The following is a 17,149-nucleotide window of genomic DNA, read 5'->3' on the forward strand; positions in this document are numbered from 1 at the left end:
TGAATGTTTTATGCGCCAAAATCAATATTTAAGTCTTTGCTTTAAAAGATGTCCATACGATTCGGAACTCCGCTACGGAGAAGACGGGGCGAATTAAATATACAGGTTCTCCTGGATAGCCGGAATAATTCCGCGCTCCCGGGCAAGTTTAAATAAAGTATCAACGGCTTTACGGCCTTCTTCGCCAAGGTTGAGGCTATATTTATTTACATATAATTCGATGTGTTTGTACATTACGCTTTCTTCCATGGCCTGCGCATGCTGGCGGATAAAATCAATCCCCGATTTTGGATGGGCAAAAGCAAATTCAACAGATTGGCGGATTAATCGGTTCACCTTTAACTGCACCTCCCGATCTAAATTACGGTTAATTACGATTCCCCCTAATGGAATGGCACATCCGGTGAGTTTTTCCCAATAATCGCCTAAATCAATAATTTTGGTTAAACCTTTATCCTGATAGGTAAACCTGTTTTCATGAATGATCAGGCCTAAATCAATCTCCTCATTAAGTAGGGCCGTTTCAATTTCCGAAAAAACCAGTTCTTGTTTGTTTAGTAAGTGCGGATAAGCGATTCCCAATAAAAAATTCGCAGTAGTGTATTTTCCGGGTATCCCAATTTTCAGATTAGCGTTGGGGGCTTGGAGTTGATGGTCATCCGGACCTTCAAAATGATTTTTGCTGATCAATAACGGGCCCACACCAAAGCCCAGGGCACTGCCTGCATCCAATAATGCATATTGATCGGCTACGTAGGCAAATGCGTGAAAACTTAACTTGGTAATGTCTAATTCACCCCTAAGTGCCTTTTGGTTTAAGGTCTCAACATCATCATATGAAACCTCAAATGTTAATCCTTCCGTATCAATTTTATGGTGAATAAGTGCGTCGAAAATAAAGGTATCGTTAGGGCAGGGAGAAAATCCTAGGGTAAGTTTCATCTATTTATTTTTTGTTTTCAGTTGTTAGATGGAGCCTTTGATAATTAAAATAATTATTTTAATTGTGCCGGGTTCATAAATCAAAATTAAGTACTGCCGCAAATTAATTGGTCATAATCAGTTCATTTCTCCAATAAAGGCAATGGCCCAATCGTTTAAGTTTTTAATGGCCAGTCCAATTTTCCAATTGTCCTTATTCCTCGGTTCTACATAATTAGAGATACTTCTGATCTGTAAACTAGCTATGTTTAGCTGTTTGCAGGCATAAAAAACAGCAGCGCCTTCCATGCTTTCGGTGGTTGGATTTAACCTGCTGATTAAATTTTTGATGCTTTTCTCGCTTCCAGTTACACAGTTCACCGTTATGCCTTTTGCTTTGGGGAGGTTAATACTTTTGTTTGTTTGCGAGGTATAATGGTTTTCGCCAAAACCTAAATCTCTTATGGTTAAAAATTCATCTCCGTTTTCGGCACCCAATTCGGCAAAAGTATCTTCAGTAATATTTAATACCGTACCCAGGGCCATATTCCGATCAAAGCATCCGGCGATGCCGAAATTTACCACAAGACTGTATTTAGATGAAAGATGTTTGCCCAGGGCAAAGGCTGTTGCTACCATTCCAACCCCGGTAATCAGTAGGTCGAAATTTTTACTTTCCACAAAATCGCTGTCAGGTAAATTAAAGTGCTGATAAAAGAAGGTAAGTTCGGCTTTTGTAGCCGCAACAACTAATATTTTCATTAAGTAAAGTTAAGAAAATAGGCGTAATGTAGGATAGCATATGAATGAGTAAAGCAGGATGAATATAAGCTATGAGAAAGCATGAAGCAACCTGATGTAAAATGGAATATGGATTGGGCATTTACATCATCCATTATCCCTCTTCCATCATCCATTTTATCCGTATATTTGCATTTTATTTTATAGTAATGATTTACATAACGAGAAAAGCATCGTTTAATGCGGCGCACAAACTGGCGCGTACCGATTGGGATGATGATAAAAACAATGAAGTTTATGGTAAATGTGCCAACCCCAACTGGCATGGCCATAACTATTGGTTATATGTTACCGTTAAGGGCGAAGTAAATCCGGAAACAGGTTTTCTGGTTGATCTGAAATGGCTTAAAGACGTCATGAATGACTATGTGGTGGATAAGGTTGATCATAAAAATTTAAATCTTGATGTAGATTTTATGAAAGGCAAACTGGCTTCTACCGAAAACCTGGCCATCGAAATCTGGAAACAACTTTGGGCTCCGATTGCAGAGAGCGGTGCAATTTTACACTGTGTAAAAATATACGAAACCGAAAATAATTTTGTTGAATACTTTGGTTAAAATTCTAAATTAATGAGCGATAAAGACGTATTAAAAGACGAATCAAGAGACGGTTACGTAAAAATAGATCGTTACAACGAAGATAAAATTGAAGCTGTAGCGGCACATTATAAAGATATTCTTGGTCAATTAGGTGAAAATCCAGCGCGAGAAGGTTTATTAAAAACACCAGAACGTGTGGCTAAAGCATTGCAGTATTTAACACATGGCTACGACTTAAAACCTGATGAAATCCTTAAGTCGGCCATGTTTGAAGAAGATTACAGCCAAATGGTGGTGGTTAAAGATATTGAAGTATATTCGATGTGCGAGCACCACATGCTGCCATTTTTTGGTAAAGCTCATATAGCCTATATTCCAAACGGGCATATTGTGGGTTTAAGTAAAATTCCGCGTGTAGTTGATGCTTTTGCCCGTCGTTTACAGGTACAGGAGCGTTTAACAAACGAAATCAGGGATTGTATCCAAAATACCCTGAGCCCCATGGGCGTTGCAGTAGTAATGGAGTGCAGGCACTTGTGCATGTCTATGCGAGGTGTGCAGAAACAAAATTCGGTAACCACAACATCAGCCTTCACAGGAACTTTTTTAAGTAATGATAAAACAAGAGCGGAGTTTTTAAGGTTGATTACCGCGAGTTTGGATTAATAGTATCAAGTAGAAAGTATTGAGGTAAGTGGTAGGATATGAAACGCTAACCGCCAGACCGGATACGCTAAACTAATTATAATGAAAGCATATATTTTTCCCGGACAGGGAGCGCAGTTTGTAGGCATGGGTAAGGATCTTTACGAAAACCCAAAAGCTGCAGCATTATTTGAACAAGCCAATGAAATTATCGGTTTCCGCATTAGCGATATTATGTTTAGCGGAACAGATGAAGAACTGAAACAAACCAATGTAACCCAACCGGCAATTTTTTTGCATTCGGTTATATTAGCGAAGGTTTTGGGAGATGATTTTAAACCAGATATGGTTGCGGGACACTCTTTAGGAGAGTTTTCGGCTTTAGTAGCAGCAAACGCATTAAGTTTTGAAGATGGTTTAAAGCTGGTTATTGCCCGGGCAAATGCCATGCAAAAGGCATGTGAGGCACAACCATCAACCATGGCGGCTATTTTAGGCCTGGCTGATGATGTTGTTGAAAAAATCTGTTCAGAAATTGATGCCATAGTGGTACCTGCAAACTACAACTGCCCGGGGCAACTGGTTATTTCGGGAAGTATAGAAGGTATTGATCTGGCTTGTGCCAAATTAACTGAAGCTGGAGCAAAAAGAGCATTAAAATTAAACGTGGGCGGTGCATTTCACTCCCCTTTAATGGAACCGGCAAAAATCGAATTGCAGGCAGCCATTGAAGCGACCAATATTGCATCGCCAATTTGTCCTGTTTATCAAAATGTTGATGCTAAGCCATATACAGATCCGGCTGAAATAAAAGCCAATTTAATTAAACAATTAACCGGTGCTGTGCGTTGGACACAGACAGTAGGTAATATGCTTGCAGATGGTGCAACTGAATTTGTAGAGGTTGGTCCGGGCAATGTGTTACAGGGATTGGTTAAAAAAGTGAGTCGTGAGGTACAGACAGGTAGTGCAGCTATAGCGTAATTTATTTAAATAGAATATTTAGTGCCAACGCCATAAACGCAAAGTTTATGGCGTTGTTTTTTATCAATATTTAATATCTTTATCCGTAGATGAAAATGAGCTTTGGTATAAAAATAAGATTTCTATTGCTTGTTTTGGGCTGCTGCCTTATTGCAACTTCTATTTCGTTGAGCAGGTTTACCACCAAAAGTGAACTGTTAGAACACGATGCAGCAGAAATCCAACAGAACCTTTTGCTGAAAGAAAAAGCCGTTCAAACATTTTTGGCCAATAAGAAGGAAGTGGCCAAAGCCAAGCAGTTTCATCTAAATCCTAAAGATGCCATCGATTTTATTACCGCCTATCGCGAGAGCAATGGGATAAACCTGTTAACCTTTCAAAATAATCAGCTTAAGTTTTGGAGCACTTATAAGGTTTCTGAAATAGATCCGACTACCATAAAAGAAGGTAGTTCGGTACTGTTCTTTTATAACGGCTGGTACGAGGTAATTAAAAGTACGCAGGGTAATTTCAGTCTTGTTTTCCTGATCTCCATTCAATCTCAATATCCTTTTAAAGAAACAAAGTACTTTAAGAATGATATTGACCCTATTTTATCCAAAACAAAAATATTAACCTTTGCCTCTTTTACAGATAAGGACGTTTATGTAATAAAAAACCTCGAAAATAAGTTTTTATTCGGGCTAAAAGTAAAACCTGGTTATGCAGAAACCCATTATTCGGGGACGCAATTATGGCTGTTTGTGGCTGGCATGTTGTGCATATGCATGTTTTTTAATTCCTTAAGTTCGTTTATTGCCAGGCGCGGACACATTGCCTGGGGTACTTTTTTGCTGTTGTTTTTCTTTTTAACGTTTCGGTTAACCGATCTGTATTATGGTTGGTTTAATCACAGGTTCATTTTAGATCTGTTTGATCCGAGGATATATGCAGATAATTTCCTGATGCCTTCTTTAGGCGATTTTCTGCTAAATGTAATCGCACTTACCTGGTTACTCCTGTTTATGTATAACCACAAGGAACAATATAAATTTCCTGAATGGATTAAGCGGAGTAAAATAATCGGTATGGTTATTCAGGCTGTCTTATTGGTGTTGATAGGCCGCATAGTTTGGGATACAGATGATATCTTCTTTGGATTGATCTTTAACTCAAAAATTAATTTCGATATTATTAATATCATTAAGCTTAGCGGAACCAGTTGGGTGGGGATTGTGATTTTATGTTTGGCCTGGTTCCAGATATACCTGATAACCACGATCTCTGCTACCGTAAGCAGTCAACTAAATGTAAGCAATAAAGAGCGGGTAATTATTTTCTTAATCGGCTTCGCAGGTGTTTTTGTTTACAAGTTAATGGTCGGGTTTAATGCTTTTTTTATCGTTTTTGCACTGGTATTATTTATAGTAGGAAGGGCTGTTTATTTAAAAGAGAAGAATTTTTCAATCGGCATGTTTGCCATCGTATTTTTCTGTTTGGCTTTTAATACTTCTATTAAGTACACCAAGTATAAAGATATTAAAGAAAGAAGTTTGCGCGAGCCTTTGGCCAGAAAAGTGCAATCATCAGAAGATCCGAATGCGATTGTTGCTTTAGGTGCTTTGGGTGATGAAATTGTTAAAGATAGATTCCTCACCAGCTATTTTAGTCAAAACCGGAAAGGTAGTTATGCAGTACTTAAAAATCATATCAAAGATTATGTGGATGGATATTTAAGCCGATATGATTATCAGATTTATCCCTATGATAAAATGGGCATTGCGATAGAAAATGCTGATACGCCGCCAATTAGTAAATATAAAAATCTGGTAGAAGCTGGCTCCGTAAAAATAGATGGATCTAACTTTTTTTATCAGGTAAACAATACATTCGGTTATCAGGATTACTTTGGGATCATTTCGGTAGTGGGTAATGGCAGTTTACTCGGTACCTTGGTTCTCGAACTCCGGTCTAAGCCATATAATTATAACAATCGGCTACCTGACCTTCTGGGTGATCAGAAATTGATCAAAGACGAAGATTTTAAGGGGTATTCCATCGCTTTATACAGCAACAATAAACTGCTTAATCAATCTGGAAATTATACTTATCCTTTAGATGGAAGTATGTTTAAGGGTAAAAAAGATGATTTTATAACCAGTAATGATGATGAACTTCATTACAGCCATTTAATTTACAAACCCACTAACAGCAAAATGGTTGTCATTAGCAAAGAAAAAGTGGGTTATGTAGAACGCCTGGCTGCGCTATCTTTTTTCTTTCTGATATTTATCATTTTCTCCCTATTGCTATACGGGTTGATATGGTTGATCAAAAACCTTGATGATGACAAGGTAGGCTGGTTTAGTATCAACAGGTCTTTAATGATCAATGCCAATAAGATTTTGTATAAAACGAGGATACAGGTATCTATTGTATTGGTGGTGGTAGCTACACTGGTTATTGTAGGTTGGGGAACATATTATTATATGAACTATGAGTACCGCGGGCAGCAAGATGCGATATTAAAAGATAAAATCAGGAAAGTACAGCAGAATTTTGAAAAGCAGGTTTTCAGGGATGGCATTATTGAAAACGATGAGAATGCGGTAGCAGATTTTAACAATTTTGCCGATATCAATAACGCTGACTTAAATTTATACGACCTGAGCGGCAACCTGGTCATGACGACCTATCCCAAGCTTTATAATTATAAAATTATAGGCAAAAAAATGGGTCCTAAAGCTTTCTTCTCATTAGATGGTTTGCACCGCTCAGAATATATTAACCTTAAAGAGAACATTGGGAGTTTAATTTATGCAGCTGCTTATGCTCCCATCAGAAATGCCCAGAACAAAACGATTGCCTATATTGGTTTGCCTAACTATTCTAACGAGGAGGAGTATAGCGATAAACTTGCACTTTTTGTAAGTAACCTGATCAATCTTTACGCACTGGTATTTGTGGCTGTTGGGGTATTAGCTGTATTTTTGGCCAACCAGATTACCAACCCTTTAACTTTTATTCAGGAAAGTATCAGTAAAACTAAAATAGGGCAAAAGAATGAACCTATTGTATGGCGCAGACATGATGAGATCGGTTCTTTAATCAGGGAATATAACCACATGATTTCGGCCCTGGAAGATAGTGCAATAAAACTGGCCAGGTCTGAACGGGAGAGTGCATGGCGCGAAATGGCAAAACAAGTGGCGCACGAAATCAAGAATCCGCTAACCCCTTTAAAGTTAGGCGTTCAGTTATTAGAAAAATCATGGAAAGAGAAAGATCCCAATTTCGAGCTCAAGTTTAACAAGTTCAGCAAATCATTTATAGAACAGATTGATAGCCTTTCGAAAATTGCTTCTGAGTTTTCTAATTTCGCTAAAATGCCTGATACCAACCTGGAACGACTTTCTTTACTTCCAATTATCGAACAGGCAAGAGAGGTATTTAAAAGTACCGAAAATGTGACCATTGATATACTGGACAAGAGCGGGAAAGATATCACCATCCTGGCAGACCATGATCAGCTGTTAAGGACATTTAATAACCTGCTTAAAAATGCCATAGAAGCTATAGATGAGGAATCGTTGTGCTGTATTACCATTATTGTTTATGCAGATGTGAAAAATGCCTATATAGAAATAAAAGATAATGGTAAAGGTATACCGCCTGCCCTTCAGGATAAAATATTCGTGCCCAATTTTACTACCAAAACATCAGGTACAGGTTTAGGTCTGGCTTTTGTTAAACAGGCTGTAGAAAATGCCGGGGGGTCAGTTAAGTTTACCTCAATAAGCGGTTTGGGAACAACATTCTATCTGGACTTTCCTCTGGCTTAGATTAAAATAAGGGTTATACGGATTGATCAGATGGCGGGTATTATCTCAACTCCACCTGTGCCTTGCCCAAGGTACTACCATCCGCATATAAAATTACAGTATATATGCCCTTAATAAATGGCTTAGGGTTTGCCCAGTCGATAACATAGGTACTGTCATCGTTATTGTAATTAATAAAAATAGAATGGCTAAACTGCATATCCTGCCCGTCAGCCTCAAAATGGTTTCCCTCATTAGCAAGCAGGTTTCCCGCCGGATCGAATACCCGGAGGTAAATGTTATGATGACCTTTTTCTGCTAACTGATTGGGTACAATGTTAAAACGTACGCTTAACTTTTCGGCAGTAGATGATTTGGTAACTTCAATTTTTTTACCGCTAGATTTTGTTCTGAAAGCAATAATTTCGGCCGATTGTAACTTTAGTGCTGCAGCCGTTTTAACTTTCGCATTTAAATTGGAATTTTCACTCTCCAGATTGGAGGCCTTATTACTTATATTTCTAAGTGTATTTTGTAAACTATCGCGGCTATTTTTTAGAAAAATATTGTCTTTCTGCAGTTGAATAATCTGATCATTGTAATTTTTTACAAATGTTTTCAGTTCATTGATCTTAGCATTAGCCTTATCGATTTCAGCCTGTGTAATCTGGTTTTTTTCTAAAGCCTTTTTTAGCTCTTCGATTTTTGTCCGGGCAACCCGCTGTTCTTCAGCAAGTTTATCATTTAAATCCAGGTTTAGTGCATTAACCTTATCCAGTTCAACCTCAATTTTTTCTACTTCAAGCCTTAGCTTATCCTTCTCCGCACTAACGGTAACAAATCTATCACTTTGCTTTCGATCTTTAAAAAACAAATAGGCATTTGTGCCAATTAATGCGGCAATAACGATGACCAGGAAGTAAATTTTGTTTCTATCACCCTTATTAATCTTTTGTGGTTCCATTTAATAACACTGTATCTTCTATAAATTAATATACTTTTGTTTTCCATAGGTAAATGGGGTACACAATTAATTTAGCAGGGCGTAAATTAAAATTTTTAAGAAACTTATAAGAGTTTTTAAAAAAAATCGTTTACTTGCTGATGTTCGATTTGTATTCAAATCTACACAAGCACACAACCTGAATAAAAAATAAGACAAGAAATAATGCTTAAAAACTTCCTATACGCACTTTTATTGCTAACTGTAATACCTAATATATTAAATGCACAACCTTTATCAAAAATTGCACCAAAAAGGGAGTTTAGAGGTGTTTGGGTAGCTACCGTTACCAATATAGACTGGCCATCGAGGCCGGGTTTAAGCATTGATCAGCAAAAGCAGGAGCTGATTGGTATTTTAGAACGGCACAAAAGCCAGGGGATGAATGCCATTATTTTGCAGGTTAGGCCTGCAGCTGATGCATTTTATGCAAAATCCAGGGAGCCCTGGAGCCAATGGTTAATGGGCAGGCAGGGTTTGGCACCAGCACCCGGTTATGATCCGCTGGCCTTTGCCATAAAAGAGGCCCATTTCAGGGGAATGGAACTGCATGCCTGGTTTAATCCTTATAGAGCCAGTATGAGCAGCTCGGCCGTATTAAGCGAAAACCATGCTTATCGTAAACACCCTGATTGGTTTTTTACTTATGGTGGTAAAAAGCAGTTTGATCCGGGCATTCCGGAGGTGAGGGAATATATTGTTCAGGTAATTTTAGATGTAGTCAAAGGCTATGATGTTGACGGGATCCACTTCGACGATTATTTTTATCCTTATAAATTAGAAGGGCAAACCATTAATGACAGTAATACTTTTAGCAAATACCCTAATAATTTTTCAGACATCAGGGACTGGAGGCGCAATAATGTTGATCTGCTCATCAAACAGCTTGACGACAGCATCCACCACTATAAAAAATGGGTTAAATTTGGTATCAGTCCTTTTGGTATCTGGAAAAATAAAAATGAAGATCCGGAAGGTTCTGCAACCAGTGGGCTATCTAATTATGCAGAACTTTTTGCCGATAGCCGTAAATGGGTTAGAGAAGGCTGGGTAGATTATATCAATCCTCAAATATATTTTACGTTTACCAGAAGAGTAGCGCCATACGGTGTTTTGGTTGATTGGTGGAGCAATAATAATTTTGGCAGACATGTTTACATTGGGCAAGGTGCTTACCTGGTCAATTCAAGGGCTGAAGCCGCCTGGAAAAACCTGAGCGAGATACCCAGGCAGATTAGATACCTCAGGGATAATAACCGGATTCAGGGGAGTGTATTTTTTAGTTCCAAATCATTAAGTACGGTTGCTAAAGCGGTTGGCGATTCGCTAAAAAACGATCTTTATAAATACCCTGCTTTGCCACCGCAGATGCCCTGGCTGGATGAAGTGCCGCCAAACGAGCCTCAGGCATTAACAGCTGATGCATTAAAAGATGGTGTACATTTAAAATGGCAGCTTCCTTTAAAAGCTAAAGATGGAGAAACCGCTTCGGGATTTGTCATTTACAGATTTAATGAAGGAGACAAAATTTCGATACTTGATCCTAAAAACATTGTGAAAATAAGCTTTGAAGATTATCTCTCGTTCATTGATACCAGTGTGGAAAGTGGAAAACGATACAGCTATCTGGTAACGGCATTAGATCGGTTAAAAAATGAAAGCGAGCCCAGTGGACCTGTTGGTGTTGAAGTTCCTTTAGCAAAGGAATAAAAGGTTTTAACTTTTTTTATTGGTCGATTCTCTTTCTACAACACCCGGATCAAGCACAATATGTTCCATGTTGGCATATGGGCTTTCCTGATTAATCATTTTCAAGAACATTTTGGCGCACTCTTGTCCCATTTGTGAGGCGTGTTGATCAATTGTAGATAGGTTAGGCGTAATGTAAGCAGAGAAGGCCTCATTCGCAAAACCGATTACACCTATTTCAGGTGGTGTTTCGTTGATCTCTTTTAACTTTTTAATTACGCCTAATGCGGTAAAATCATCACCGGCAATAATTGCATCCGGTTTATTGCTGCTGCGCATTAATTTGCCTGCACCAAATCGGCCATCTTTAATGGATAAGCCACCAAAAATAATATGATCCTCTATTACCGGAAAGCCATGATCTGCTAAAGCCGCTTTGTATCCTTCTAACCGATCGTTAAATATTTTAATCTGGTGAACAGTGGTTACAAATGCAATTTTTTGGTAACCCTGATCGATTAAGTGTTTTGTAGCAATATAACCGGCCTTAAAGTCATCAAGTGTAATGGTCGGGACTTTTAAATCTGTATTTACACGGTCAAATAAGATCAGGGGCTTATTTTGCTTAATAATTTCAGAAAAATGCGAAATATCTTCTGTTTCTAAAGACATTGAAGCCATAATCCCATCAACCTGTGCTTCTAACAAGGTTCTTACACCATTAATTTCATTTTCAACTGATTCATTGGATTGATAAATAATCACGCGGTAACCACTATCTTTCAGGCCATCTTCTATACAGTGGATAATAGATGCAAAAAAATGTGCCTGTACGCTTGGCACAATTACACCAATGATATGGGTTTTGCCAGATTTTAATGCTGATGCGAGTTTATTTGGGCTATAGTTTAATTTCTTCGCCATTTCAACAACAGCCTTTCTGGTGGTGTCGCTTATTGCCGGAAAGCCGCTAAGTGCCCTGGAAACAGTTGATACTGTAATGTTGAGCGCCTTGGCTATATCATATATGGTAGTTTTCTTTTTCAATTGTGAAGAGAGGGAATCAAGTATAGCATTTTTTTACTAAACCTTAATAATAATGTTTTTTTTGTACATAAAATATAATAATACATAAAAACCAAGTACATAGGTGATGGCCCAAACCAGTGATGCATTTATTGGGCTAAAAAATGGCGTATAACAGGTTTCGTAAAAACGAACCAGGAGTCCTGTTTTGGTGCTATCTGCTTTGGTAATCTGAATGAGGTTTAAGACCCTTGGCATTAATCCCGCCAGAAAGAAAACTGTAATGGCATTTACGCCATATACCACAAAAGGAGTTGTAAATTTTTTGTAGCCCTGTACATCAATAATCCAGTAGCAGAGTGCCAATCCGATGGATGCCAGGCCACCTGCATATAACACATAAGAGCTGGTCCATAGCGATTTATTAATCGGGAACTGCAAGTCCCACAACAGGCCCAAAATAACTGCTGTAATGCCTGTGGTAAATAACCAGGCTACCTTGGTGGGCTGGTCTACGTCTTTTCTGCGCATCCAAATGCCAACCAGAATACCGAATAAGCAGGTGCCTATTGCCGGTAAAGTGCTTAAAACTCCTTCAGGGTCCCAGGTTTTTGATGACGCCCAGGTATGGGCTTCTGTTAAAATTCCACGATCAATCCAGGCTGCTAAATTGGTTTCTTTTTCCATATTGGGATACCCAACTCCGGGAACTGGCACAAAGGTCATAAGCGCCCAGTAAACGGCGAGTATCACAATTAATGTCTTAAATATGGTTTTGGTTGAAAACTTAATGAAAATGATGCTGCTAATGATGAAAACAATGCCAATTCTTTGCAAAACACCTAGTAATCTAACAGTCTGAAAAGCTTCAATAATGGTACTACCGGTTGTTAATGCACTAATCATTTTCCCGAAAATAGCCAGAAAGAAACCGAGTAAATAAAGTATAATACCACGTTTAATAGCTTTAATGATTGTTTTTTGATGTGTAGCGGGATCTGCTTTACTGCTACTCATTGCAAAAGCTATAGAAACGCCAACAATCCATAAAAAGAACGGGAAAATTAAGTCGGTAGGTGTGCAGCCGTTCCATTCTGCGTGCTCCAAAGGCGCATAAATATGCCCCCAACTGCCCGGATTATTCACTAATATCATCGCCGCAACGGTTAATCCTCTAAAAAAATCGAGAGATAGCAAGCGTTGTTTAGGTTCGGTCATGATTAGCTGGGTTTGGGTTTAGCAAACTAATTTAAGCTATTGTTCTTAGAATGAGAAATTACCTGCTTACGAAGTTTGGGAAAAATGATTTGTCATCCTTGAATAAGGTGAAGAATTTTTAGTAGACATAATCTTTATTGTTCTTCTTTAAAGATGCTTCGCTGCGCTTAGCATGACAGTTTTGGGGAGATATTTATTTTTTGCCACGGAAGCTCAGCAACACGGAAACTACGGAAATCTATGGAAAAACCGGCCTTTAAGACTTCGCAGGTTGGCCAAAAAAAATCCTGCTTTGCGCTAACAAAGCAGGATTCGGTTATATTTTTAGTTAGTCTTCAAACTTCCAGCGAACAAAAGCTTCCATCGCTTCGTATTCTGCAAGCCCAAGCTCATCATAAGCTTTCGCCGTATCACGGTTACGGTCTTCAGCCCGCTGCCAGAATTCCCTGGAGTCATCACCCGGGAAAACCGCCCTGTCTTTCTGGCTCTGGTGTTTAAAGATGGCGTTTCTCTTGCGTTCCAGTTCTTGTGGAGAAATTGGCACCGCCATTTCAATTTCATAGGTTTCAAATTCGTGCCATGCGCCTCTGTACATCCATAACCAACAATCTTGTGCCCAGGCTTCAGTTTTACGTAAGCGTTTTAACGCTTCTAAAATAATTTTAAAACAAACAATATGCGTTCCATGAGGATCTTCAAAATCGCCGGCAGCATAAACCTGTTGAGGTTTTACTTGCTGTAACAGGGCTATTGTAAGTTCGATATCTGCATCAGTTACCGGATTTTTCTGAACCTTGCCGCTTTCGTAGAATGGAAGTGCCTGGAAATGGATATGATCATCTGCTAAACCGCAATATCTTGCACCGGCAATCGCTTCGCCTTTTCTGATAAGCCCTTTAACCGTTTGGATCTCAGGTGTATCGACCTGGTTTGGTTTTTTCTGCTCGATAAAGGCTCTCATCTTGTCGTAAAGATCCTTCAGGTGAGTATTATCCATCCCCATTTTCTCTGTAAAATCTACATTAAATTCTACAAAACGAAGGGCATCGTCATCCCACACCGCAGTATTGCCTGAGGTTTGATAAGCGACATGTACATTGTGTCCCTGATCAACCAACCGAAGGAAAGTACCGCCCATAGAAATCACATCATCATCCGGATGTGGAGAGAAGATAATCACATTTTTTTGAGCTGGTTCGGCTCTTTCCGGACGTTGAGAATCGTCAGCATTGGGTTTGCCGCCAGGCCAGCCAGTTATGGTATGTTGTAATTTATTAAAGATATGGATGTTGATATTGTAAACCGGTCCTTTTTCAGTAGCCAGTTGCGCCATACCGTTATTGTTGTAATCGTCTTCTGTTAATTTTAAGATCGGTTTTTTTAATGTATTGGCCAGCCAGATCACTGCCTTGCGGATCAGCGCTTCTGTCCAAACGCAATCTTTAACCAGCCATGGTGTATCGAAACGGGTAAGTTCTGAGGCTGCGGGTGCATCAAGGATAAATTCTACATGATCAGAAAGCTGAAGGTATGTTGCCGGAACCTCGCCTGAAATTTCACCTTCAACGGCTTTTTTAATAATGGAAGCTTTTTTACGGCTCCAGGCCATTAATATAATTTCTCTTGCTTTGAAAATTGTACCGATGCCCATGGTAATGGCCTTTGTTGGCACAAAAGTTTTTCCGCCGAAATCGCGTGCCGCATCACGGCGTGTCAAATCATCTAAAGTAACTAAACGGGTACCGGAATTTGGTGCGGAGCCCGGCTCGTTAAACCCGATGTGACCGGTACGGCCAATCCCTAAAATCTGGATGTCAAGACCACCAAGATCGCCGATTTTCTTTTCATATTCCACGCAGAAGGCCGGAATATCTTCCAGTGCAAGCGTACCATCAGGGATGTGGACATTTTTTTTGTCAATATCGATATGATTGAAAAGGTTTTCGTTCATAAACGTCACATAACTCTGTGCCGCAGTTGGCGCCATTGGATAATATTCATCCAGGTTAAAAGTAATTACGTTTTTAAAACTTAAGCCCTCTTCTTTGTGCAGTCTAACCAGTTCGGCATAAACGGCAATTGGGGTAACACCTGTTGCTAAGCCCAGTACTGCAGGTGCGTTGTTTGCTTGTTTTGATTTAATGAGCCCGGCAATGCGATGTGCCACATTAATTGAAGCAATTTTTGGATTTTCGAACACGCTTACGGGTAATTTCTCGAAACGTGTCTCCTCCAGTAGATTTAATCTAGCCATTTTTTTTATATGGATTTTAATGTACGGAGCAGTAAATATAGAGAGTTATGCCCAATTTCTAACAAAGGTTATTTACATTTATTGCAAGTATTTACATAAAATTCACCAAAAGGGGTAAACAAACGTTTGATCTTTTTAAGATAAAATTAATATGAACAGGCAAATCCAAGAGTTATATTCCAAAGCAGGCAAGTCAGAACGGTTGATTATCGGGTTGATGAGCGGAACTTCTATGGATGGACTGGATATTGCCCTGTGTGCGGTTAAGAAAAGTGGTGCCGAAACTGATATCAGGGTTTTAAAATTCAAAACCGGCGATTATACAGTTGATTTCAGGACCAAAATAAAAGCCGTATTCTCTAAAAAGGATGTTGATTTACAATTGGTTTGCGTCATGAACGAGCATATTGCAAACATTCATGCTCAATTGATTAACGAAGCCCTGAAAGAATGGGGATATAAAAACGATGAAATCGATTTTATTGCCAGCCACGGACAAACCATTTTTCATGCGCCAAAATCTTTGCACCAACTGGCCGATTACCCTAATGGAACACTCCAGATTGGCGATGGCGACCATATAGCTACTAAGACCGGGATTATTACGCTTTCCGATTTTAGGCAGAAACATTTGGCTGCAGGGGGCGAAGGCGCTCCTTTGGCCGTTTATGGAGATTATCTGATGTTTTCTAAGGCTGGAGAAGACCGGGTAATGTTGAATATTGGCGGCATAGCCAATTTTACCTACTTGCCAGGCAGTAAAAAAGCCAGCGAAATTTTTTCAACGGATGTTGGACCAGGTAATACCTTGATGGACCAGTACATGCAACAACATTTTAATCAATTCTATGATAAAAATGCAGCTGTTGCACTGAGCGGTCATTTAAATTCCAAACTATTGGCAGCCTTGCTTGACTGTGATTTCCTTACACTGGATTTTCCTAAAACCACAGGACCAGAATTATTTAACCTGGAATATTTATTAAAGGCACAGGAAAAATCTTCAACAGTTCATCTAAAAAAAGAAGATGTAATGGCCAGTTTGTGCCACTTTTCTGCAGAAACCATTGCCAGCGCGGTAAAACGTTGTTTTGGTCAGGATGCCAGGGTACAGGTATTTATGAGTGGTGGTGGCATGCACAATCCGTTGCTAGTTCAGCTTCTGCAAGCCAGACTACCTTCTTGTAAGTTCCTGAGTACCGCAGATCTCAATATTAATCCCGATGCCAAAGAAGCAGTTTTATTTGCTGTTTTAGCCAATGAAACGTTATGTGGTGAGCCGATTCATTTTGGCAACCGGCAAGGTGTGCCATCGGTTTGTATGGGTAAAATCAGTTTGCCGAAATAAGTTGTAGCTGAGCCCAGCCGAAAGTTTAGCACCGGAAGTTAAATTCCGGCAGAGCAAAAAAGATGAAATAGGAATTTATAAAATATTCAGTTCCTTTTCGCGGTAGTGCGAAAGCGATTCATGGTCCACGTCCAGTTCAGTAATCAAATAACTAATACTTTCTATCGGGCAAACCCTTAAACGTAAAGCAATATTTAATTTTTCAGAAATACAGAGTACTGCTGTTTTTTTTGCACAGGCCAACATGGCTTTTTTAAGCTGGTTAATTTCCCAATAGGTATCTGTCAAACCTTCTTCAGGGTGGATGGCGCTGGTTCCCATCAGGCATAAGTCGGCCTTAATTTCTGATAACTGCGTAATGACCTGCCCACCATAAGTAACCTGCGAATTTTTAGAAAATAAGCCGCCGATCAAAATCACTTCAATGTTGTTATATTTGGCCAATTCTACCGCCACCAGCGGACTAATGGTAAAAAAAGTTGCTGATAAGCCCTGGGGGAGCAGTTTTACAAATTCCAAAATCGTAGTTCCGCCACCAGTTAAAATAACCATGCCATCCTTTATTAGCCGAACAGCTTTTTTGCCAATGGCGATTTTACTGTCGCGCGCATATACCGTGCTGTCATCAAAAGAACTGTGATACGATTTGGATAAAGCACCTCCATGTACCTTATAAAGCAGGTTTTCATCAACAAGTTCCTGTAAATCTCTTCGGATGGTATCTTCCGAGACGTTAAGTAACTGCACCAGATCCGACGTTAACACGCGGTTGTGCAGATTAATCTGTCGCATGATGAATTCGTGGCGTTCTTTTTTCAGCATAGTAGATGTTTTGATTTCAACGAAAGTATAAAAGTTTTTCAGATTTTCGATAAGCTGCGCGTTTTTGCGTGTTGATGCGGTTTAATGTTGTTAGTC

The 17,149-nt window shown here is 39.3% G+C and carries 13 protein-coding genes; 6 read left to right on the forward strand and 7 right to left on the reverse strand.

The genetic code is table 11. The annotated features are described in order from the left end of the window. Window positions 1-93: 93 nt before the first annotated feature. Together ABEG20_RS18985 and mqnB are read right to left on the reverse strand one after the other, a co-directional pair. The gene (locus ABEG20_RS18985) at window positions 94-942 is read right to left on the reverse strand and encodes a menaquinone biosynthesis family protein (RefSeq protein ID WP_406824810.1); all 849 of its coding nucleotides are present in this window, start codon (window positions 940-942) and stop codon (window positions 94-96) included. 117 nt (window positions 943-1,059) lie between these two features. Next, entirely contained in the window at window positions 1,060-1,683 is a 624-nt protein-coding gene (mqnB, locus tag ABEG20_RS18990) for a futalosine hydrolase (RefSeq protein WP_406824811.1), read from the reverse strand. 188 nt (window positions 1,684-1,871) lie between these two features. Here mqnB and ABEG20_RS18995 point away from each other — a divergent pair, with 188 nt between their 5' ends. The 4 genes from ABEG20_RS18995 to ABEG20_RS19010 all read left to right on the forward strand — a co-directional run bounded on the left by ABEG20_RS18995 (window position 1,872) and on the right by ABEG20_RS19010 (window position 7,714). Beyond that, window positions 1,872-2,282: a 6-carboxytetrahydropterin synthase gene (locus tag ABEG20_RS18995; RefSeq protein WP_090501570.1), complete on the forward strand. Its 411-nt coding sequence runs from the start codon at window positions 1,872-1,874 to the stop codon at window positions 2,280-2,282. A 12-nt stretch (window positions 2,283-2,294) separates the two neighbouring features. Next, window positions 2,295-2,930 (forward strand): GTP cyclohydrolase I FolE, encoded by a 636-nt coding sequence (gene folE / locus ABEG20_RS19000; protein WP_406824812.1) that lies wholly within the window; start codon window positions 2,295-2,297, stop codon window positions 2,928-2,930. Window positions 2,931-3,011: 81 nt separating this feature from the next. Next, window positions 3,012-3,893, forward strand: a complete 882-nt coding sequence (gene fabD, locus ABEG20_RS19005) for an ACP S-malonyltransferase (protein WP_406824813.1) — start codon at window positions 3,012-3,014, stop codon at window positions 3,891-3,893. An 89-nt stretch (window positions 3,894-3,982) separates the two neighbouring features. Further along, a complete protein-coding gene (locus ABEG20_RS19010) occupies window positions 3,983-7,714 on the forward strand; it encodes an ATP-binding protein (protein ID WP_406824814.1) in 3,732 nt (1,243 codons plus the stop codon). 40 nt (window positions 7,715-7,754) lie between these two features. Here ABEG20_RS19010 and ABEG20_RS19015 read toward each other — a convergent pair whose 3' ends face one another. Next, window positions 7,755-8,657 carry a coiled-coil domain-containing protein gene (locus tag ABEG20_RS19015; RefSeq protein ID WP_406824815.1) on the reverse strand — a complete coding sequence of 301 codons (903 nt, stop codon included), beginning with the start codon at window positions 8,655-8,657 and terminating at the stop codon, window positions 7,755-7,757. Between the two features lie 204 nt (window positions 8,658-8,861). Between ABEG20_RS19015 and ABEG20_RS19020 the strand changes: the two genes are divergently transcribed. Further along, window positions 8,862-10,406 (forward strand): glycoside hydrolase family 10 protein, encoded by a 1,545-nt coding sequence (locus ABEG20_RS19020; RefSeq protein WP_406824816.1) that lies wholly within the window; start codon window positions 8,862-8,864, stop codon window positions 10,404-10,406. Window positions 10,407-10,412: 6 nt separating this feature from the next. On the opposite strand, the gene ABEG20_RS19025 is transcribed toward ABEG20_RS19020, so the two are convergent. The 3 genes from ABEG20_RS19025 to nagB form a co-directional block, all read right to left on the reverse strand. Then, window positions 10,413-11,432: a LacI family DNA-binding transcriptional regulator gene (locus ABEG20_RS19025; RefSeq protein WP_406824817.1), complete on the reverse strand. Its 1,020-nt coding sequence runs from the start codon at window positions 11,430-11,432 to the stop codon at window positions 10,413-10,415. A gap of 36 nt (window positions 11,433-11,468) precedes the next feature. Next, entirely contained in the window at window positions 11,469-12,629 is a 1,161-nt protein-coding gene (locus tag ABEG20_RS19030) for an acyltransferase family protein (protein ID WP_406824818.1), read from the reverse strand. A gap of 328 nt (window positions 12,630-12,957) precedes the next feature. Further along, the gene (gene nagB, locus ABEG20_RS19035; RefSeq protein ID WP_406824819.1) at window positions 12,958-14,883 is read right to left on the reverse strand and encodes a glucosamine-6-phosphate deaminase; all 1,926 of its coding nucleotides are present in this window, start codon (window positions 14,881-14,883) and stop codon (window positions 12,958-12,960) included. 151 nt (window positions 14,884-15,034) lie between these two features. Between nagB and ABEG20_RS19040 the strand changes: the two genes are divergently transcribed. Continuing rightward, on the forward strand, window positions 15,035-16,231 hold the full coding sequence (locus tag ABEG20_RS19040; protein WP_406824820.1) for an anhydro-N-acetylmuramic acid kinase: 1,197 nt from the start codon (window positions 15,035-15,037) through the stop codon (window positions 16,229-16,231). 75 nt (window positions 16,232-16,306) lie between these two features. Here ABEG20_RS19040 and ABEG20_RS19045 read toward each other — a convergent pair whose 3' ends face one another. Beyond that, window positions 16,307-17,053, reverse strand: coding sequence for a DeoR/GlpR family DNA-binding transcription regulator (locus ABEG20_RS19045; protein WP_406824821.1), 747 nt, complete (start codon window positions 17,051-17,053; stop codon window positions 16,307-16,309). Window positions 17,054-17,149: the final 96 nt, after the last annotated feature.

The organism is Pedobacter sp. KACC 23697 (assembly GCF_045348445.1).
GTDB lineage: Bacteria > Bacteroidota > Bacteroidia > Sphingobacteriales > Sphingobacteriaceae > Pedobacter.

Bases quoted from the DNA above. Each gene is read 5' to 3' on its own strand.
- ABEG20_RS18985 (WP_406824810.1), bottom strand. From the start codon at position 942: ATGAAACTTACCCTAGGATTTTCTCCCTGCCCTAACGATACCTTTATT.
- mqnB (WP_406824811.1), bottom strand. From the start codon at position 1,683: ATGAAAATATTAGTTGTTGCGGCTACAAAAGCCGAACTTACCTTCTTT.
- ABEG20_RS18995 (WP_090501570.1), top strand. From the start codon at position 1,872: ATGATTTACATAACGAGAAAAGCATCGTTTAATGCGGCGCACAAACTG.
- folE (WP_406824812.1), top strand. From the start codon at position 2,295: ATGAGCGATAAAGACGTATTAAAAGACGAATCAAGAGACGGTTACGTA.
- fabD (WP_406824813.1), top strand. From the start codon at position 3,012: ATGAAAGCATATATTTTTCCCGGACAGGGAGCGCAGTTTGTAGGCATG.
- ABEG20_RS19010 (WP_406824814.1), top strand. From the start codon at position 3,983: ATGAAAATGAGCTTTGGTATAAAAATAAGATTTCTATTGCTTGTTTTG.
- ABEG20_RS19015 (WP_406824815.1), bottom strand. From the start codon at position 8,657: ATGGAACCACAAAAGATTAATAAGGGTGATAGAAACAAAATTTACTTC.
- ABEG20_RS19020 (WP_406824816.1), top strand. From the start codon at position 8,862: ATGCTTAAAAACTTCCTATACGCACTTTTATTGCTAACTGTAATACCT.
- ABEG20_RS19030 (WP_406824818.1), bottom strand. From the start codon at position 12,629: ATGACCGAACCTAAACAACGCTTGCTATCTCTCGATTTTTTTAGAGGA.
- nagB (WP_406824819.1), bottom strand. From the start codon at position 14,883: ATGGCTAGATTAAATCTACTGGAGGAGACACGTTTCGAGAAATTACCC.
- ABEG20_RS19040 (WP_406824820.1), top strand. From the start codon at position 15,035: ATGAACAGGCAAATCCAAGAGTTATATTCCAAAGCAGGCAAGTCAGAA.
- ABEG20_RS19045 (WP_406824821.1), bottom strand. From the start codon at position 17,053: ATGCTGAAAAAAGAACGCCACGAATTCATCATGCGACAGATTAATCTG.